This is a genomic window from Geodermatophilus sp. DSM 45219 (assembly GCF_900104025.1).
Classification (GTDB): domain Bacteria; phylum Actinomycetota; class Actinomycetes; order Mycobacteriales; family Geodermatophilaceae; genus Geodermatophilus.
Window position 1 is genome coordinate 341,487 of the sequence record NZ_FNIQ01000006.1, and the last position, 18,742, is coordinate 360,228.

The window sequence follows — 18,742 nt, forward strand, 5'->3', positions numbered from 1 at the left end:
TGTAGCTGCTGGTGTGTCCGCTGCCCGAGGTGAACCTCTAGTGGCAACTAGAGATTACCTCGTGCACGCACCCCAGTAAACATCCACCGCGTAGAGATGTTCCCAGCTCGTCAGGCGGCCGGCACCGGCAGGTCGACCCCGGTCAGCTCGGCCGACGCGGTCCACAGCCGGCGGGCGAGGTCGGGGTCGCTCGCGGCGGGCGTGCGGCCGACCAGCGTGGGCGCCCCGCGCCACTCACCGAGGCCGCGGGGGCCCAGGTAGCTGCCCCCGGGCAGGTCCAGGACGGCCGCGGCCAGCGTGGGCAGCGCGCCCTGCTCGGCCGACTGCGCGACCAGCGCGTTGCCCAGCCGCATCGCCCGGTCGGTGAGCGGGTTGCCGGTCCGGCCCTGCAGCTCGGTCGCCGCCCAGCCGGGGTGGGCGGCCAGCGAGCGCACCGGCGACCCGGCCGCGGTCAGCCGGCGCTGCAGCTCCAGGGTGAACAGCAGGTTGGCCAGCTTCGACTGCGCGTAGGCGCCGGTCGGCGAGTAGGGCCGGCGCCGCCAGTTCAGGTCGTCGAGGTCGATCCGCCCGGCCCGGTGCATCGAGGACGACAGCGTCACCACCCGGTCGGTGACGTGCGGCAGCAGCAGCGCGGTGAGCGCGAAGTGGCCGAGGTGGTTGGTGCCGAACTGCCGCTCGAACCCGTCCGCGGTCACCCCGGCCGGCACCATCATGATCCCGGCGTTGGCCACCAGGACGTCGAGGTCGCCGCTCCAGCCGGCCGCGAAGGCCCGCACCGACGCCAGGTCGGCCAGGTCCAGCCGCCGCACCTCGACGTCCCCCGGGACGGTGGCGGCCGCCCGCTCGCTCCGGGCGGGGTCGCGCACGGCCATGACGACGCGCGCGCCGGCCTGCGCCAGCGCCCGGGTGGTGGCCAGGCCCAGCCCGCTGTTGGCGCCGGTCACCACGACGGTGCGGCCGGCCTGCGAGGGGATGTCCGCGGTGCTCCAGGTCGAGGTCATGCCACCGAACGTAGGCGCGCGGCGCGGAGGCCCGCGCGTGAGCCGGGGCCCGCCGGGGCAGGAGACGCCCGTGGACGAGACCAGCGACCCCCGCCCGCAGGGGGAACCGGAGCAGCAGCGGCACGGCGACGTGGAGCCGGAGGTCACCACCGACCTGGAGGCCGACGTCCCCACTCTGACCGTCGGCGGCGAGTTCACCGAGGGTGCCCGCCGCCCGCTGGTCCGGACGATGACCGACCTGTTGCTGAGCCGGCCCGAGCTCCGCCGGGTGCGGCTGGACCTGCGCGGGGTCACCTACCTCAACTCCGCCGGCGTGGCGGTGCTGGTGCAGCTGGAGAAGCTCGGCCGGCCGCGCGGCGTGGAGGTCGTGCTGGTGGCCCCGCCGCCGGTGGTCGCCCGGCCGCTGCAGCTGTCCGGGCTGTGGCTGCGCTTCACGGTCGAGGGGCAGCCGGCCGTGGTGGACGACCGCGTCGACCGGGAGGGTGGCGGCTGAGTGCTGGTGTCGCGGGCGGCGCGGCCGGGGTGAACTCCTAGCCTGGCCGGGTGCCGCCGAGCCATCCCCACAGCCACGGTCCTGACCCGGACGCGCCGCCGCCGAGCCCGGAGGTCCTCACCCGCCGCCGGCGCGCGGTCTGGCTGATGCTGCTGCTCCTGGTCCCGGTCGGTCTGGCCACGGTCGTCGGGCTGGTGGTGCTGTGGCCCGGCGACGAGCCGACCCGCGCCGAGCAGGCCGCCGAGCTCTACCTGCCGCCGGGCACCACCTACCCGGAGGGGCGGGTCTCGGTGGTGGAGCCGATCGACTGCTCGCTGCCCGGCGGCGGGGGGGTGCCGGCACAGCCGCTGACCTGCGCGAACGTCGTCGTGGAGGTGCTCGACGGGGACGGCGCCGGCGAGTTCCGGGAGCTCCAGCTCCCGGCGGAGGTCTACGCCGCCGGGATCGAGGAGGGCGACGTCCTGGTGCTCACCCGGGACCCCGCGGTGGAGGGGGAGGGGCAGTACGCCTTCTTCGACTACGACCGCGACGTGCCGATCGTCGCGCTCACCGTGGCCTTCGCCGTCGTCGTGGTCGCGGTGGCCCGGCTGCGCGGGCTGGCCGCCCTCGTCGGGCTGGCGTTCGCGTTCACCGTGATGCTGCAGTTCCTGCTGCCGGGGCTGCTCGGTGACTCCTCGCCCACGATGGTCAGCCTGGTGGGGTCCTCGGCGATCATGTTCGTCGTCCTGTACCTGGCGCACGGGTTCTCCGCGCGGACGACGACGGCGCTGGTCGGCACGCTGTTCGGGCTGGCGCTGGTCGCCGTCCTCGGTGCCGTCGCGGTGTCCACCGCGCGGCTCACCGGGCTGACCAGCGAGGAGACCAACACGCTCAACGGGTTCGACCCGGGCATCGACTTCTCCGGCATCGTGCTCGCCGGTGTCGTCGTGGCCGGGCTCGGCGTGCTCAACGACGTGACGATCACCCAGGCCTCGGCGATCTGGCAGCTGCACGAGGTCGACCCGGGGATGACCTGGCGGGACCTCTACCGCCGCGGCATGGTCGTGGGCCGGGACCACATCGCCTCGACGGTCTACACGATCGTCTTCGCCTACGCCGGGGCCTCGCTGCCGCTGCTCACGCTCTTCGAGGTCTACGCCCAGCCGTGGGACGTCGTCCTGACCAGCTCCGCGCTCGCCGAGGAGGTGATCCGGACGCTGGTCGGCTCCATCGCGCTGGTCCTCGCCGTCCCCGTGACGACCGCGGCCGGCGCCTTCTTCGCCAAGGCCGCCGGCACCGCGGCCGGCACGGCCACCGAGCGGCGGGTGACCGCCCTGCGGGCCCGGTTCGCCCGGTGAGCCAGGCTGGTGGCGTGCCCCCGGACCTGCTGACCGCCGCCCGCGCCGCCCCCGGCTTCATGCCCGACGACGAGGGGACGGCGCTCTACGAGGCCGCCCGCACCGTCGCCGTCCCCGGGCCGCTGCTCGAGGTGGGCAGCTGGATGGGGAGGTCCGCGCTCTACCTGGCCGCGGCCGCCCGGGAGACCGGCCGGCAGGTGGTCACCGTCGACCACCACCGCGGGTCGGAGGAGCACCAGCCCGGCTGGGAGTACCACGACCCGTCGCTGGTCGACCCCGCCGTCGGGCTGGTCGACACCCTGCCGCGGTTCCGCCGGACCATCGCCGACGCCCGCGCCGAGGACATCGTCATCGCCGTCGTGGCCCGCTCCGAGGTCCTCGCCCCGCTGTGGACGACGCCGCTCGCGCTGCTGTTCCTCGACGGCAGCCACACCGAGGAGTCCGCGCGCCGCGACCAGGACGCCTGGGTGGCCAGGCTGGCCGTCGGCGGCACGCTGGCCATCCACGACGTCTTCCCCGACCCGGCCGACGGCGGGCAGGCGCCCTACGGCGTCTACCGGCGGGTGCTCGCCTCGGGCGACTTCACCGAGCTGCCGGGCACCGGGTCGCTGCGGCTGCTGCGCCGGGTCCGGTGACGGACCCACTGTCCGCCGAGCGGGCCGCGGCGGTGGCCCAGATCGCGGCGCTCACCCGCGAGTTCGACCAGGTCGTCGACGCATCCAGGCAGTCCAACGCCGACGACGAGCACGACCCGGAGGGCGCGACCATCGCCTTCGAACGGCAGCAGGTCGCCGCGCTGCTGGACTCGGCGCGCCGGCGGCTGGCCGACGTCGAGGCGGCGCTGGAGCGGCGGGCGGCCGGTGGCTACGGCGTCTGCGAGACCTGCGGCCGGCCGATCGCCCCCGAGCGCCTGGCCGCCCGCCCCGCCGCGCGCACCTGCATCGACTGCGCCCGCTGACGACCTCGGCTCGGCGGGACGTGCTCGCGTCGTCGTCCCGGGCCCGACGATGTGCGCTGGAGCGTGGTTCTCGGCCGAGGAACTGCGCATCCGCGCACACCGTCGGCGGAGCGCTGAGCCGCCGGGTCAGCTGACGTAGCGGCGGGCGGTGGAGGTCCGCTGGGTGTGCTCCAGCGCGGCGAACCGGGCCTCGGCGTGCGGCGGCAGCACCCGCCGTTCCCGCACCACCCACGGCAGCCCGCGCACCGCGGCCCACAGGCCCTGGGCGGTGACGCGGTCGCGCGGCAGGGTCCGCAGCAGGTGCCCGGTGCGGCGCAGCGCGGGACGCACCGGGCGGCGCAGCCACGTCGTCCACAGGGTGTTGCGGATGCCGTCACGGCGCCGGCGGTGGGAGTCCCGCGCCTTCGACGCCTGGTGGTGGACGGTGAGCGCGGGCAGGTAGCACAGCTCCCACCCGGCGGCGGCGAGGTCGCCGGCCATCAGCTCCTCCTCCCCGCCCAGCCACAGCCGCTCGGAAAAGCCGCCGACCCCGGTGAAGGCCTCCCGCCGGACCACCGAGGCGCCGGCCAGGAAGGAGCCCAGCGCCGGGCCGGGGAGCCAGTCCGCGCCCCGGACGGGGGAGTCCCGCAGCTCGGGCACGATCGGGTCCTCCCGGCCGCCGGGCTCGACCAGGATCCGCGCGGTCACCACCGCCAGCCGCGGGTGCGCGTCGAGGACGTCGGCCGCCGTCCGCAGCGAGCCCGGGTCCCACCAGGTGTCGTCGTCGCAGAACGCGACGTAGGCGGTGTCCACGCGGGCCACGCCGACGTTGCGGCCGATCGCGCCCAGGTTCTCCGGGCTCGCGACCAGCTCCACCTGCGGGAACCGCGCGGCCACCGCCGCCGCCGTCCCGTCGGTGGACCCGTTGTCGACCACGACGACGTGCGGCTGCTCCGGCAGGGCCACCAGCCGGGAGAGGGCGAGCAGCACCTCGTCGCGGCGCTGGTGGGTGATGACGACGACGGACACCCGCGGGTCGGGACCCGTATCGAGCTCCTGCGGCCTGGCCTCGGTGGCCGTCATGCCCCCGCCTCGGCCAGCACCCGCAGGTCGGCGCGCACGCCCTCCGGGACGACCCGGCGGCGGCGCAGCGCGGCCGGCACCTCCCGCAGCGCGCGCAGCAGCCCCCGCCGCTCGGGCCCGGTGCGCACCGCGGTGAGCACCAGGCGGCCCACCTCCGGCCACGGACGGCGCATCAACGCGGTGAGCAGCCGGCTGCGCCAGATCGCCGCCCGCCGCTGTTCCGGGGCGTGCCGCTTCGTCGAGGGGTGGTGGTGCACGGTCACGCCGTCGACGTAGGCGATGCCCCAGCCGGCCGCGGCCAGGTCCAGCGAGAGCCGCTCCTCCTCGCCGGGGAAGCGGACGACGGGGTCGAACCCGCCGACGGCGAGGAAGGCCCCGGTGCGCACCATCGCGCCGCAGGCGATGAAGCCGAGCAGCGCCGGACCGGGCAGGTCGTCCGGCGTCCCCAGCGGGCTGCGCGCCAGCTCGGAGCAGAACGAGTCGAGCCGCTCCTCCGGACCGACGAGGATCCGCGCGTTGAGCACCGCCAGCCGCGGGTGCGCGCGCATCACCGCCACGGCGCGCGCCAGGTCGCCGGGCGCCCACCACGAGTCGTCGTCGGCGAAGGCCACGAACTCGGTGCCGGCCCGCTCGACGCCGAGCGTGCGCGCGTAGGAGCCGACGTTGCGCTCCAGCGGGACGACGGTCACCCCGGGCAGCGCCGCGCGCACCGCCTCGACCGTGCCGTCGGTGGACGCGTTGTCGACCAGCACGACCGGCGCCTCGTGGCGCGGCAGGGTGCGCAGCAGGTCCTCGCGGCGGTTCTGGCTCATGACGACGACGGCGACCTGCGGATCGGGCCGGCCCTCCTGCAGGGTCCCGCCGCGAGCTTCGATCGGCCCTCCTGCAGGGTCCCGCCGCGAGCTCGCGAGGGGCGGGGGGCAGGAGGGTCCTTCACGGGGGGTAGGAGGGTCCTTCTTCACGGCCTCCCCCTGCCCGCGGCGCCGGGCAGCCAACCGGCGGTCTCCTGTGACGTCTCCGTCCCGGCCGCGGGCAGCGCCCCGGGGTCGGTGAACAGACCCGACGCCGCGGTCGCGCCGGACAGCGCGTCGGCGGCGAGGACCACGGCGGCCGCGGTCCACGTCGTCCGCTCCACCGGCCAGCGGGCGTCGTCGGGGTAGACGTACCCGGTCCAGTACGACCCGTCGTCGGCGCGCAGGTGCTGCATGGCGGCGACCTGCTCCAGCGCGGCGTCCGGCCGGCCCGCGGCGGCCAGCGCGAGCGCCAGCTCGCAGGTCTCCGCGCCGGTGACCCACGGCCGGTCGGCTACGCAGCGCGCGCCCAGCCCGGGGACGACGAAGCGGTCCCAGTCGGCCGCCAGGCGGGCGTCGGCCGCGGTGCCGGTCACCGCCCCGCCGAGCACGGGGTAGTACCAGTCCATCGAGTAGCGCGACCGGTCGGCGAAGGCCTCGGGCCGGGTGCGCAGCGCGGCGCCGAGGCCGACCACCGCGAGCTCCCAGTCCGGCTGGGCCGCCCCGACGAGCCCGGCCAGCGCGACCCCGCAGCGCAGCGCCTGGAACAGGCTGGCGTTGCCGGTGAGCAGCGCGGTGTCGTCGGCGGTGCCGTCGGGGCGCAGCGCCCAGCCGATCGCGCCACCGGGCAGCTGCATGCGGGTGACCAGGTCCAGGCCACGGCGCACGGTGGGCCACAGCGTCGCGACCAGCTGCTCGTCGCCGGTGAGCAGCCAGCTGTGCCAGACGCCGACGGCGAGGTAGCCGGCGTGGTTGCTCTCCGCGGCGGGGGAGACGACCGCGCCGTCCCGGTACTCGGCGGGCCACGACCCGTCGGACCGCTGGCGGCGGGCCAGCCAGCGGTAGGCCGCCCGCGCCCGGTCGTGCTCGCCGCCGAGGTCCAGCGCCATCGCGGCCTCGACCATGTCCCACGGGTCGAGCCGGCCGCCGCGGAACCACGGGATCGCGCCGTCGTCCCCCTGCTCGGCGGCGATCGCCGCGACGGTGGCGCGCACCTGCCGGCCGGTCAGCACACCGGGCAGCTCGGGGAGCGGCTCAGACAGCGGTCCGCTCCAGCCCGGGCTCGCTGACCGCGGCCGGCACCGCCGGCTTCTCCGCGTACACGACCAGGCTCTTGCCGATCACCGGGTCGAGCAGCCGCTCGGCGGTGCGGGTCACCCACGGCCGCTCCGTCAGGTCCCACACCAGCAGCCGGTGGTAGGCGCGGACTGCGGCGGGGTCCCGCTCGACGCCGACGGCGCACCTGAGCCACCAGAACGGCGCGTGCAGCGCGTGCGCGTGGTGCTGCGCGCCGGGCACCAGGCCCGCCGCGGACAGCCGGGCCCGCAGCTCGTCGCCGCGGTATATGCGGACGTGGCCGCCCTCGTTGGCGTGGTACTCGTCCGACAGCGCCCAGCAGACCCGCTCCGGCCCGTACCGCGGCACGGTCACCGCGACGGTGCCCCCTGGCCGGAGCACGCGGGCGATCTCGGCCATCGCGGTCGCGTCGTCCGGGATGTGCTCGAGCACCTCGGAGGCGATGACCCGGTCGACGCTCGCGTCGGGGAAGGGCAGGGCCAGCAGGTCGCCGCGCACCACCTCGTAGCGGGCACCCGCCGGGGCCTCGCCCGCCTCGGCGATCGCGCCCAGCCAGCGCTTCGTCGTCCGCACCTCGGACTCGCCCCGGTCGACGGCGACCACGCGGGCGCCGCGGCGGTAGGCCTCGAAGGCGTGCCGGCCCTCGCCGCAACCCAGGTCCAGGACGGTCATCCCCGGCCGCAGGTCGAGCAGGTCGTAGTCGACGGTCAGCACGGGACGCCTCTCCGCTGCAGCACCTCGCGGTACCACTCCGCCGTCCGCTCGGCGGTCGAGCGCCAGGTGTAGGAGGCCAGGACGCGCCGCCGACCGGCCCGGCCCAGCTGGTCGGCGAAGGACGGCGAGTCGAGGACCAGCTGCAGCGCCGCGGTCAGCTCGCCGACGTTCCCCGCCCGCACCCGCAGGCCGGCCTTCCTCCCCACGACCTCGGGCAGCGCCCCGGCGTCGGTCGTGACCAGTGCGGTGCCGCAGGCCATCGCCTCGATCGCCGGCAGGGAGAAGCCCTCGTACAGGGAGGGGATGGCGACGACGGCGGCCGACTGCAGCAGCCGCACCAGGTCGGCCTCGGGCAGCGGGCCGGTGAAGCGGACGGCGTCGCGCAGGGCCAGCCGGTCCAGCGCGGTCTCGGCCGGTCCGCCGGGGCGCGCCGTGCCGACCACGGTCAGCCGCACCGCCCGCTCGGTGCGCAGCTTGGCCACCGCCTCCAGCAGGTGCACCAGCCCCTTGAGCGGGACGTCGGCGCTGGTGGTGACCACGATCGAGTCGGGGTCGCGGGGGCGGTCGGCCGGCGGCGGGGTGAAGACGTCGGGGTCGATGCCCACCGGGATGACGCGGATGCCCTCGGCCGGGACGCCGAGGTGGCTCTCGATGTCGCGGCGGGAGTTCTCCGAGACGGTGGTGACACCGTCCAGGTGCGGGGCCACGCGGGCCTGCATGCGGGTGAAGCCGTACCAGCGGCGCAGCGTGAGCCGGCGGCGCAGCGAGGGCGCCGCGGCCAGCTCCAGGTCGCGGTCGATGGCGACCGGGTGGTGCACGGTGGCCACGGTCGGGATGCCGGCGCGGGTCAGCTGCAGCAGGCCCGAGCCCAGGCACTGGTTGTCGTGCACCAGGTCGAACAGCGGCGCCCGGGGGAGGAGCAGCCGGGCCACCCGGAGGCTGAAGGTCAGCGGCTCGGGGAAGCCCGCCGTGCACATCGTGGCGTACTCGAGCAGGTCGACCCGGTCGCGGAACTCCGAGGGCCGGGGGGTGCGGAACGGGTCGGGTTCCCGGTAGAGGTCCAGGCCGGGCACCCGGGTGAGCGGCACGCCGTCGTCCAGCTCGGGGTAGGGCTGGCCGCTGAACACGGTGACCCCGTGACCGAGGGCGGTGAGCTCGCGGGACAGCGCCCGGACGTAGATCCCCTGACCGCCGCTGTGCGGCTTGCTCCGGTAGGACAGCAGTGCGATGCGCAACGGCCGTCCCATGGTCGGCGACTCTAACCAGCCCTGGTCACCGACCGTTGCGGGGAGCCCTGGGCTGCGGCGCCGCCGCCGGCCTGACAGGATCGCGGCCGTGCTGCGCCACGTCGTCCTCTTCACCTGGTCCGATGACGCCGACGAGGAGCGCCGGGAGCAGACCCTGGCCGCCCTCCGCCGGCTCCCCGAGGAGGTGGGCGGGATGACCTCCTTCGCGGTCGGCCCCGACGCCGGGCTGCGCGAGGGGAACGCGCACACCGCCCTGGTGGCCGACTTCCCCGACGTCGAGGCCTGGCAGCGGTACGCCGCCGACCCGGTGCACCTGCAGGTCATCGCCGACCACGTCACGCCGATCCTCGCCGCGCGCACCGCCGTCCAGTACGAGGTCTGAAGAAGGACCCCCTGCCCCCCGCCACTCGCGAGCTCGCGGCGGGACCCTGCAGGGGGCCGTTCCAGTCCCTCACCGGGCTCGCGGGGGGACCCTGCAGGGGGCCGACGGGGGCGGGCGTCCACAGCCGCCCCGCCGGTCCACAGATCTCCCCGCGCGGCCCTCCGGGCGGGCGCGGCGGCGAGGGTCGGGCGCATGGACGACCCCACACGCGCCGTCGTGCGCCTCACCGACTCCGCGGAGCTCGCCGCCGCTCTGCCCCACCTCGTCGGCTTCCACCCGCACGAGTCCGTCGTGCTGGTGGCCCTCGGCGGGCTGACCGGCAACCGGGTGGGCCTCACCGTCCGCGCCGACCTGCCCGCGCGGGATGACTCCGCCGCGGTCGTGGCCGCGCTGGCGAGCAGCGTGGCCACCGACGATCCCGCCGGGGTCGTGGTCGCCGTGGTCTCGGAGGCCGCCGACGAGTCCGAGCCCCTGCCCGGCGGCGAGGCCTCCGCCGGGCTGCCGCACCGCGACGTCGTGCACGACGCCGTCGTCGCGCTGGCCGGCCTGGACATCCCGGTGCGGGACACGCTGCTCGTGCGCGGCGGGCGGTGGTGGTCCTACGACTGCCCGGAGCCCTGCTGCGCACCCGGGGCCGGCGAGCCGCTGCCCGGCGGCGTGTCCGCGCTGGCCGCCGCCTCGGTCGGCGCCGGGCAGGTGGTGGAGCGCGACCGGTCGGCCCTCGAGGCGCGGATCGCCCCGCTCGACGGCCCCGCCCGGGCCGCGATGGAGGGCACCGTCTGGCGGCTGGTCGACCGCCGCGCCGCGGCCGCGCTGGACGCCCCGGACGCCGAGGCCCGCCGCTCGTGGGACGCCGTGCTGCGCGCGCTCCGCCGCTGCGGGCCCGGCGGGGGCCGGGTGCCCGACCGGGAGGTCGCCGCGGTGCTCTGGGCGCTGGCCGACGTCCGGGTGCGCGACCGCGCGCTCACCCTGGCCCTGGGGGACGACGCCGCCGCGGCCGAGGTGCTGTGGACCGAGTGCACCCGCCGCGGCCCGGCGCCCCTGGACGCCGCGCCCGCGACGCTGCTGGCGGTGAGCGCGTGGCTGCGCGGGGACGGCGCCATGGCCAACGTCGCGCTGGAGCGGGCCCTGGACAGCCGTCCCACCTACCGGCTGGCCCGGCTGCTCGCCCAGGGGCTGGCGGCCTGCCTCCCCCCGGCCGAGCTGCGCGGGATGCTCACCTCGGTGTCGGCCGGCCCGGGCGAGGTCTGGGCGGCGGGGTGAGCCTCACAGCAGCTCGGGCCGGCGCCACTGCTGGCCGTGCACGTGCTCGGCCAGGAAGGCGAGCACGGTGTCGTACCAGACCCGCGCGTTCCCCGGCGTGAGCACCCAGTGGTTCTCGTCGGGGAAGTAGAGGAACCGGGAGGGGACGCCGCGCTTCTGCAGGTCGTACCAGAGCCGCAGCGCCTCCCCGATCGGGACGCGGTAGTCGCGGTCACCGTGGACGACCAGCATCGGCGTGCGGATGGCGTCGGCGAAGCGGTGCGGCGAGTGCTGCTCGTAGCGCTCCGGCCGGCGCAACGGGTCGCCCCACTCCTTCTCCCAGTAGTAGGCCGCGTCGGTGGTGCCCGCGAAGGTGTCCACGTCCCACAGGCTGGCGTGGGTGACGATCGCGGCGAACCGGTCGGTCTGGGTGGCCACCCAGTTGGCCATGTAGCCGCCGAAGGAGCCGCCCATCGCGGCGGTCCGCGTCTCGTCGATCTCCGGGCGCTGCTCGGCGGCGTCCACGGCGGCCATCAGGTCGGTGTAGGGCGCCTCGCCCCACCTGCCCCAGCCGCGGCGGACGAAGTCCTGCCCGTACCCCTGCGACAGCGCCGGGTCGGGCAGCAGGACGGCGTAGCCGCGGGCGGCCAGCACCCACGGGCACCACCGCCAGGACCACGAGTTCCAGCTCATCAGCGGCCCGCCGTGGATCCACAGCACCAGCGGCGCCGGGCGCTCGGCCGACGCCCCCTCGGGCAGCACCAGCCACGAGTGCACGGTCGCGCCGTCGGGTGCGGTGGTCTCGAACTCGTGCAGCGTGCCGGGCAGCGGGGCGAGCGTGCCGGGGCTGGGCAGCGGCTCGGGGTGCTGGCCGGTGGCCTCCGGGTCCAGCCGGACCGGGGCGGGCGGCTCGTCGTAGGCCGAGCGCAGCGCGTAGAGGGCGCTGCCGTCGCGGGCCACCTGCAGGTCGCTGTAGGACCCGTCGGTGGTCATCCGCACCGGCTCGCCGCCGCCCACCGGCACGCGGAACAGGGCGTGCCGGCCGCCGTCGTCGGCGAGGAAGTAGACGGCCGTCCCGTCGGCGCCGAACTGCGGGGCCGAGGGCCAGCGGTCGAAGCCGGCGGTGAGCTCCCGCGCGGTCGCGGTGGCGACGTCGACGTGCAGCAGGGTGTGGTCGGGCGGCTCGTCGTAGCTCGACAGGGACTCCCGGCCGCAGACGACCGCGGTGCCGTCGGGGGAGAAGCGCGGCGAGTGCAGGTCGGCCAGCGGGTCGTCGACCAGCACGCGGGTGTCCCCGGTCGCGGTGTCCAGCAGCACCAGCCGGTCGCGCTGCCCGGCCGGGCCGTCGGGCACCGTCTCCACGCGCACCAGGGACCGGCCGTCGGGGGACAGGTGCAGCGCGCCCCCCGCGCCGGCCGGCGGGACGGCGTCGGGTGTCAGGTCCCGCAGCTCGACCGTGGTCCGCTCGGCGCCGGCGGGCTCGTCGGCGGGCAGTGCCCCGACCCAGAACAGGTGCGGGGTGGCCGGGCCGAGGTCGGCGTCCCAGTACCTCACCGGGTAGGCCTCGTGCAGGATCGCGCTGACCCCGGCCTCCTTGCGCTGCTTCCGGCGCTCCGCGTCGGCCTCCGCGTCGGCCGCGCCCGGCATGGCCGAGGCGGTCACCACCACCTGGCCGGTGTCCGCGGCGACGGCCACGCCGCCGATCCCGCCCGGGTGGGTGAGCACCGGCCGGGCCTCGCCGCCGTCCGCGGGCAGCGCCCACAGCGCGGGCTTCGGGTCGTCGGCGCCCTCACCGGCCCCCGGGTCGGGACGGGTGGAGGTGAACAGCAGCGAGCCGTCGGGCGCCCACACCGGCGAGGACTCGCCCGGTGCGCTGCGGGTGAGCCGGCGCGCGGGCCGCCGTCCCCCCGGGTCGACCTCCCACAGGGCCGACTGCCACTTCGTGCCCTCGCGGTCGAGGGTCTGCACCGCGACGGCCAGCCGCCGCCCGTCGGCCGACAGCGCCAGCCCGGCGATCCGCGGCAGGGCGACGAAGGACGCCAGGTCGGCGAAGGGGGAGGCGGCGGGCGGGGCGTCGGTGGGCTCGCTCACCGGGCCCACCGTAGGAGCCGGGCGAGCGCGGTCCCCGTGCAGGGTCCCGCCGCGAGCCCGGCGAGGTGCGGGAACGGCCGCCCGTCAGGAGCCCGCGCCGAGCGGGCGAGGCGTGGGGGGAAGGGTGGTCCTCTTTCAGAGGCGGGGGGCCGCCTCGACCGGGGTGAGCTCCTCGTCGAGGGCGCTGACGAACACGTGCTGGGCGACGCCCGCCGGCAGCACGTTGCCGTCGAGGCTGACCGTGCCGGCGGTCAGCTGCGCGACGGCGGTCATGCCCGGGCGCAGGCCCTGGTCGGCCAGCTGCCGCAGGAGCTCGTTGTCCTCCTGCAGCTGCTCGCTGATCCGCTTGATCTCCACGCGGCGCCCCTCGGGGGTGGCCGTGGTCGACAGCAGCGTGAGGGCGTCGAGCACCGCGGAGGTCTCCCCGCCCAGGGCGTCCAGGCCCGGGATCGGGTTGCCGAAGGGGGACACGGTCGGGTTGCCGAGCAGGGTGAGCAGCTTGCGCTCCACGGCCTCGCTCATGACGTGCTCCCAGCGGCACGCCTCCTCGTGCACGTCGGCGTAGTCCAGGCCGATGACGTCGACCAGCAGGCACTCGGCGAGGCGGTGCTTGCGCATCACCGCGGTGGCCAGCTGCCGCCCGGACTCCGACAGCTGCAGGTGCCGGTCGCCCTCGACGGTCAGCAGGCCGTCGCGCTCCATCCGCGCGACCGTCTGGCTCACCGTGGGGCCGCTCTGGTGCAGCCGCTCGGCGATGCGGGCGCGGAGGGGGACGATCCCCTCCTCCTCCAGCTCGAAGATCGTGCGGAGGTACATCTCGGTGGTGTCGATGAGGTCGTTCACAGGTCTCCTCCGTGTCGTCCCCGATGGTACGGAAGGAGAGCGCGCGCCCGCTTCCGCGACGGCGTCGTCGCAGGCACGCCCCGACCGTCCCGACCGCCCCGGCGGTAGCGTCGCCGAGGACATCGCCGTCAGCGTCAGGGAGTGTCCCGTGAGTGACTCCGTCGCCGTCGTCTGGGACGACGCGCTGCTCGGTTACACGATGGGCGGGGACCACCCGCTGCACCCGGTTCGGCTCGACCTGACGATGCGGCTGGCCGACTCGCTCGGGGTGCTGGCCACCGACCGGCTGCGGGTGCTGCGGCCCACGCCGGCCGACGTCGACCTGCTCACCCGGGTGCACGACCCGGCCTACCTCGACGCGGTGAAGCGCGCCCCGGCCGACCCCGGTGTGGGCCACGGCCTGGGGACGACGGACAACCCCGTCTTCGACGGCATGTACGACGCCGCCGCGCTGATCACCGGCGGCAGCGTGCTGGCCGCCCAGGAGGTGCACGCCGGCCGGGCGCAGCACGCGGTCAACATCTCCGGCGGGCTGCACCACGCGATGCGCGACCGCGCCTCGGGCTTCTGCGTCTTCAACGACGCCGCGGTCGCCATCCAGTGGCTGCTGGACCAGGGGCACCAGCGGATCGCCTACGTCGACCTCGACGTCCACCACGGCGACGGCGTGCAGGCGGTCTTCTACGGCGACCCGCGGGTGCTGACCGTCAGCATCCACCAGACGCCGCTGACCCTCTTCCCCGGCACCGGGTTCCCCGAGGAGACCGGCGACCCCGACACGGCGCTGGGCAGCGCGGTCAACCTGGCGCTGCCCAACGGCACCGACGACTCCGGCTGGCTGCGGGCCTTCCACGCGGTCGTGCCCAGCGTCCTCAAGGCGTTCCGGCCGGAGATCCTGGTGACCCAGTGCGGCTGCGACGCCCACCACGAGGACCCGCTGGCCGACCTCGCCCTGACCATCGACGGGCAACGGGCGGGCTACCGCGCGGTCCACGAGCTGGCCCACGAGATCTGCGACGGCCGCTGGATCGCCCTCGGTGGCGGCGGGTACGGCCTGGTGCGCTGCGTGCCACGGGCCTGGACCCATCTGATCGCCGAGGCCGCCGACGCCCGGCTGGACCCGGCCACCGAGATCCCCGAGTCCTGGCGGGAGGACGTCGTGCGCCGCGGGCTGCGTGCGCGGCCGCCCACGCACATGACCGAGGGCGGCTACACCGGCTTCGCGCACTGGGACCCGTTCACCGAGTCCCGCGTCGACCGGGCCATCTCGCGCACCCGCACCGCCGCGTTCCCCTACTTCGGCCTGGACCCGGACGACCCCCGTGACTGAACAGAGCACCCAGACCCCGCCGGCCGGGTCGCTGGACACGCCCCAGGAGGCCCCGCAGCCACCCGCGCACTGGGAGGCCGACATCATCGCCGCCGACGGCGGCACGGTGCACCTGCGCCCGATCCAGCCCGAGGACGCCGACGGCCTGGTCGGGCTGATGGACCGCAGTTCCGACCAGACCCGCTACTACCGGTTCTTCGGGCCGATGAAGCGGCTGTCGGACAAGGACCTGCACCGCTTCACCCACGTCGACCACGACTCCCGGGTCGCCTTCGTGCTGGTGCTCGGCGACCAGGTCATCGGCGTGGGCCGGTACGACCGCTACCCGGGGACCGACGACGCCGAGGTCGCCTTCCTCGTCGAGGACGCGCACCAGGGCCGCGGGCTGGGCTCGGTGCTGCTCGAGCACCTGGCCGCTGCCGCACGGGAGCGGGGCATCACGAACTTCGTCGCCGAGGTGCTGGCGCAGAACAACCGGATGGTCCGGGTCTTCCTCGACGCCGGGTACACCCCCACCCGGTCCTACGAGGAGGGCGTCGTCCACCTCACCTTCCCCATCGCGCCGACCGAGACCGCCCTGCAGGTGGCCTACGAGCGCGAGCAGCGCAGCGAGTCGCGGTCGATCGCGCGGCTGCTCACCCCGTCGTCGGTCGCCGTGGTGGGCGCCAGCAACGACGAGGGCAAGCTCGGCAACGCCGTCCTGCGGCACCTGCTCGACCTCGGCTTCGAGGGGCCGGTCTACCCGGTCAACCCGGGCACCCGGCACGTGCGCGGGGTCCCGGCCTACGCCGGCATCGAGGACATCCCCGACGACGTCGACCTCGCCGTCCTCGCGGTGCCCGCCGACGAGGTGGCCGACGTCGTCGAGGCGTGCCGGCGCAAGCGGGTCCACGGGCTGGTGGTCATCTCCGGCGGTTTCGGCGAGTCCGGCCCGGAGGGGCGCGCACGCGAGCGGCAGCTCGTGGCCGCGGCGCGCGCCTCGGGCATGCGGGTGGTCGGCCCCAACTGCCTGGGCATCGTCAACACCGACCCGGCGGTGCGGCTCAACGCCAGCCTGGCGCCGCGGGTGCCCGGCCGCGGCCGGGTCGGCTTCTTCGCCCAGTCCGGTGCGCTCGGCTCGGCGCTGCTCGGGCAGGCGCGCAACCGCAACATCGGCCTGTCCAGCTTCGTCTCCGCGGGCAACCGCGCCGACGTCAGCGGCAACGACCTGCTGCAGTACTGGGCCACCGACCCGGGCACCGAGGTCGTGCTGCTGCACCTGGAGAGCTTCGGCAACCCGCGCAAGTTCGCCCGGCTGGCCCGCCGCGTGGGCCGCACCAAGCCGGTCGTCGCGGTGAAGAGCGGCCGGCACGTGCGGCTGACCGAGGGGCTCGCCGGTACCTCGGTGGCGGTGCCGGAGGAGTCGGTGGCCGCGCTGTTCGCCTCCGCCGGCGTCATCCGGGTGGAGACGCTCGCGCAGCTGTTCGACGTCGGCACGCTGCTGGCCCACCAGCCGCTGCCCGCCGGGGACCGGGTCGCGGTGGTCGGGAACTCCACCGCCATGGGCTGGCTGGTCACCGATGCCGTCCTGGAGAACGGGCTGCAGCCGGCCCACGAGGCGCCGACCGACATCGGCGCCGGCGGCTCGGCCGAGGACTTCCGCGCCGCGCTGCAGGGTGCGGTCGACGACGAGGCGGTGGACGCGGTGGTGGCGGTGTTCCTGCCGCCGGTGAGCCGCGGTTCGGCCGAGTTCGGCCGCGCGCTGCGCGAGGTCGCCGTCGGTGCGGACAAGCCGATCGTCGCCACCTTCCTCTCGACCGAGGGCATCCCGGCCGAGCTCGTGCTCCCCGGGGAGGACGGGGCGCCGGCCCGCGGCTCGGTGCCGTCCTTCTCCACCCCCGAGCGGGCGGTGATCGCGCTGGCCAAGGTGGCGCAGTACGCCGCCTGGCGGCGGCGGCCGGTCGGTGAGGTGCCCGAGCTCGAGGGCATCGACGAGCAGACCGCCCGGGACGTCGTGCTGCGTGCGCTCGCCGCGGCGCCCGGCGGCCGGGCGCTGAGTGACGACGAGCTGATCGTGCTGCTGGCCGCGTACGGGATCCCGCTGCTGGGCACCCGCACGGTCACCGACGCCGATGCGGCGGCCGCCGCGGCCGAGCAGATCGGCTACCCGGTGGTGCTCAAGTCGACGGCGCCGTGGCTCCGGCACCGTTCCGACCTCGGTGGGGTGCGGCTGGACCTCACCGACGCCGAGGCGGTGCGGGCGGCCTTCGCGGCGATCCCGTCGGGCGACCCGGTGATCGTGCAGGAGATGGCCGCACCCGGCGTGGCCACGGTCGTCGAGATCGTCGACGACCCGTCCTTCGGCGCGCTGGTCAGCTTCGGCCTCGGCGGCGTGGCCACCGACCTGCTCGGCGACCGCGCCTACCGCACCCTGCCGCTGACCGATCTGGACGCCGCCGAGCTGGTGCGCGCCCCGCGGGCCTGGCCGCTGCTCAACGGCTACCGCGGCTCCGAACCGGTCGACGTGGCGGCGCTGGAGAACCTGCTGCTGCGGGTCGCCCGGCTCGCCGACGACCTGCCCGAGGTGCTGCAGCTGAGCCTGGAGCCGGTCATCGTCGGTCCGCCGCACCCGTGGCACGGCGGGCGGTCGCTGGTCGTGGCCGGCGCCGCCGTCCGCGTCGGCCCGCCCACCGGGCGCGTCGACCCCGGACCCCGCCGCATGCGCAACCCGATGTGATCTGTCGTCACCGATGATCAGGTGAGCTCACCGTCGCGGGTCCTGGCTCACCGTCGACGGTGAGCCAGGACGTAGGAGGATCAGCCCAGCTGATCATCGAGGGCCCCGCCCGCGGCGCCGTTGCTCGCGGAGCGACCCACCTGCCTGGGCCGCTCTGGAGACGGCGAGAGCCGGCCACCTCGCGGTGACCGGCTCTCGCCGTGCCCGGGTTCAGGCCAGGTAGTCGCGCAGCGCGTCGGCGCGCTGCGGGTCGCGCAGCTTGGCCATCGTCTCGCGCTCGATCTGGCGGACCCGCTCGCGGGACAGGCCGAACTGCTTGCCGATCTGCTCCAGCGTGCGCGGCTGGCCGCCGTCCAGGCCGAACCGGAGCACGACCACGTCGCGCTCGCGGTCCTCCAGCGTGGAGAGCACGGTGCGCACGTCGCCCTTCATCATCTGGAACGCCACGGCGTCCTCGGCGACCGCGGCGTCGGCGTCCTCGATGAAGTCACCGAGCCGGGACTCCTCGTCGGCGCCCACCGTCTGGTCCAGCGACACCAGGTCGCGGGAGTACTCCAGCAGCTCGGTGATCCGCTCCGGGGTCATGTCGAGCTCCAGGCCCAGCTCCTCGGCGGTGGGCTCGCGCTCCAGCTCCTGGTGGATCCGGCGGCGGGTGCGCACCACCTTGTTGACCTGCTCGGCGAGGTGCACGGGCAGCCGGATGGTGCGGCCGGAGTCGGCCATCGCGCGGGTGATCGCCTGGCGGATCCACCACGTCGCGTACGTCGAGAACTTGAAGCCCTTGGTGTAGTCGAACTTCTCGACCGCCCGGATGAGGCCGACGTTGCCCTCCTGGATGAGGTCCAGGAACGTCATACCGTGGCCGGTGTAGCGCTTGGCCACCGAGACGACCAGGCGCAGGTTGGCCTCCAGCAGGTGCCGCTTGGCGGCCTTGCCGTCGGCGGCCAGCGCCTTGTAGTCCCGCTGCAGGGCAGGGGTCAGCTGCCGCTCGACCAGCAGGCGCTCGGCGTACAGGCCGGCTTCGATCCGCTTGGAGAGCTCGACCTCCTGCTCGGCGGTCAGCAGCGCGGTCTTGCCGATGGTGTTGAGGTACACCCGGACGAGGTCGGTCGAGACCAGACCGCTCGTGTCCGGCTCACGCCGGGGCGAGCGCACCTCGAGGGTGTCGGTGGTGGAAGACTGCAGCAGCGTCACGATCTGTCTTCGTCCTTGCCTTCGTATCGGATGCACACCGTCGGT

The 18,742-nt window shown here is 75.7% G+C and carries 17 protein-coding genes; 8 read left to right on the forward strand and 9 right to left on the reverse strand.

Annotated features, from left to right (window positions below; all coding sequences use genetic code 11):
• Positions 1-110 precede the first annotated feature (110 nt).
• A complete protein-coding gene (locus tag BLR12_RS19985; protein ID WP_091381809.1) occupies positions 111-1,001 on the reverse strand; it encodes an oxidoreductase in 891 nt (296 codons plus the stop codon).
• A 70-nt stretch (positions 1,002-1,071) separates the two neighbouring features.
• Here BLR12_RS19985 and BLR12_RS19990 point away from each other — a divergent pair, with 70 nt between their 5' ends.
• The 4 genes from BLR12_RS19990 to BLR12_RS20005 are packed head-to-tail and all read left to right on the forward strand — an operon-like array spanning position 1,072 to position 3,789.
• Entirely contained in the window at positions 1,072-1,494 is a 423-nt protein-coding gene (locus BLR12_RS19990; protein ID WP_091381811.1) for an STAS domain-containing protein, read from the forward strand.
• Positions 1,495-1,544: 50 nt separating this feature from the next.
• Positions 1,545-2,831 (forward strand): YibE/F family protein, encoded by a 1,287-nt coding sequence (locus BLR12_RS19995; RefSeq protein ID WP_091381812.1) that lies wholly within the window; start codon positions 1,545-1,547, stop codon positions 2,829-2,831.
• A gap of 14 nt (positions 2,832-2,845) precedes the next feature.
• On the forward strand, positions 2,846-3,466 hold the full coding sequence (locus BLR12_RS20000; protein ID WP_091381814.1) for a class I SAM-dependent methyltransferase: 621 nt from the start codon (positions 2,846-2,848) through the stop codon (positions 3,464-3,466).
• Positions 3,463-3,789, forward strand: a complete 327-nt coding sequence (locus BLR12_RS20005) for a TraR/DksA family transcriptional regulator (protein ID WP_091381816.1) — start codon at positions 3,463-3,465, stop codon at positions 3,787-3,789. The genes BLR12_RS20000 and BLR12_RS20005 overlap by 4 nt, the downstream gene beginning before the upstream one ends.
• Before the next feature lie 126 nt (positions 3,790-3,915).
• Here the strand turns inward: BLR12_RS20005 and BLR12_RS20010 are convergent, their stop codons facing one another.
• The 5 genes from BLR12_RS20010 to BLR12_RS20030 form a co-directional block, all read right to left on the reverse strand.
• Positions 3,916-4,851: a glycosyltransferase family 2 protein gene (locus BLR12_RS20010; RefSeq protein ID WP_091381818.1), complete on the reverse strand. Its 936-nt coding sequence runs from the start codon at positions 4,849-4,851 to the stop codon at positions 3,916-3,918.
• A complete protein-coding gene (locus tag BLR12_RS20015; protein WP_091381979.1) occupies positions 4,848-5,726 on the reverse strand; it encodes a glycosyltransferase family 2 protein in 879 nt (292 codons plus the stop codon). The genes BLR12_RS20010 and BLR12_RS20015 overlap by 4 nt, the downstream gene beginning before the upstream one ends.
• Positions 5,727-5,809: 83 nt before the next feature.
• Positions 5,810-6,874 carry a prenyltransferase/squalene oxidase repeat-containing protein gene (locus BLR12_RS20020; protein WP_255363653.1) on the reverse strand — a complete coding sequence of 355 codons (1,065 nt, stop codon included), beginning with the start codon at positions 6,872-6,874 and terminating at the stop codon, positions 5,810-5,812.
• Between the two features lie 22 nt (positions 6,875-6,896).
• Positions 6,897-7,652 carry a class I SAM-dependent methyltransferase gene (locus BLR12_RS20025; RefSeq protein WP_091381822.1) on the reverse strand — a complete coding sequence of 252 codons (756 nt, stop codon included), beginning with the start codon at positions 7,650-7,652 and terminating at the stop codon, positions 6,897-6,899.
• Positions 7,646-8,899, reverse strand: a complete 1,254-nt coding sequence (locus BLR12_RS20030) for a glycosyltransferase family 4 protein (RefSeq protein WP_176832609.1) — start codon at positions 8,897-8,899, stop codon at positions 7,646-7,648. Before BLR12_RS20030 ends, BLR12_RS20025 begins: the two co-directional genes overlap by 7 nt.
• Before the next feature lie 88 nt (positions 8,900-8,987).
• On the opposite strand from BLR12_RS20030, the gene BLR12_RS20035 reads away from it, so the two are divergent.
• Complete coding sequence (locus BLR12_RS20035) at positions 8,988-9,281, forward strand: Dabb family protein (protein WP_091381824.1); 294 nt, start codon at positions 8,988-8,990, stop codon at positions 9,279-9,281.
• 192 nt (positions 9,282-9,473) lie between these two features.
• Positions 9,474-10,544 carry a DUF4192 domain-containing protein gene (locus BLR12_RS20040; protein ID WP_091381827.1) on the forward strand — a complete coding sequence of 357 codons (1,071 nt, stop codon included), beginning with the start codon at positions 9,474-9,476 and terminating at the stop codon, positions 10,542-10,544.
• 3 nt (positions 10,545-10,547) lie between these two features.
• Here BLR12_RS20040 and BLR12_RS20045 read toward each other — a convergent pair whose 3' ends face one another.
• Together BLR12_RS20045 and BLR12_RS20050 are read right to left on the reverse strand one after the other, a co-directional pair.
• Positions 10,548-12,614 carry a S9 family peptidase gene (locus tag BLR12_RS20045; protein ID WP_255363654.1) on the reverse strand — a complete coding sequence of 689 codons (2,067 nt, stop codon included), beginning with the start codon at positions 12,612-12,614 and terminating at the stop codon, positions 10,548-10,550.
• 135 nt (positions 12,615-12,749) lie between these two features.
• Complete coding sequence (locus tag BLR12_RS20050; protein ID WP_091381831.1) at positions 12,750-13,457, reverse strand: metal-dependent transcriptional regulator; 708 nt, start codon at positions 13,455-13,457, stop codon at positions 12,750-12,752.
• A gap of 148 nt (positions 13,458-13,605) precedes the next feature.
• Between BLR12_RS20050 and BLR12_RS20055 the strand changes: the two genes are divergently transcribed.
• Both BLR12_RS20055 and BLR12_RS20060 read left to right on the forward strand, forming a co-directional pair.
• Positions 13,606-14,787, forward strand: a complete 1,182-nt coding sequence (locus BLR12_RS20055; RefSeq protein WP_091381833.1) for an acetoin utilization protein AcuC — start codon at positions 13,606-13,608, stop codon at positions 14,785-14,787.
• Entirely contained in the window at positions 14,780-17,503 is a 2,724-nt protein-coding gene (locus BLR12_RS20060) for a bifunctional acetate--CoA ligase family protein/GNAT family N-acetyltransferase (RefSeq protein WP_091381835.1), read from the forward strand. The genes BLR12_RS20055 and BLR12_RS20060 overlap by 8 nt, the downstream gene beginning before the upstream one ends.
• 210 nt (positions 17,504-17,713) lie before the next feature.
• Here the strand turns inward: BLR12_RS20060 and sigB are convergent, their stop codons facing one another.
• On the reverse strand, positions 17,714-18,697 hold the full coding sequence (sigB, locus tag BLR12_RS20065; RefSeq protein WP_091381837.1) for an RNA polymerase sigma factor SigB: 984 nt from the start codon (positions 18,695-18,697) through the stop codon (positions 17,714-17,716).
• Positions 18,698-18,742: the final 45 nt, after the last annotated feature.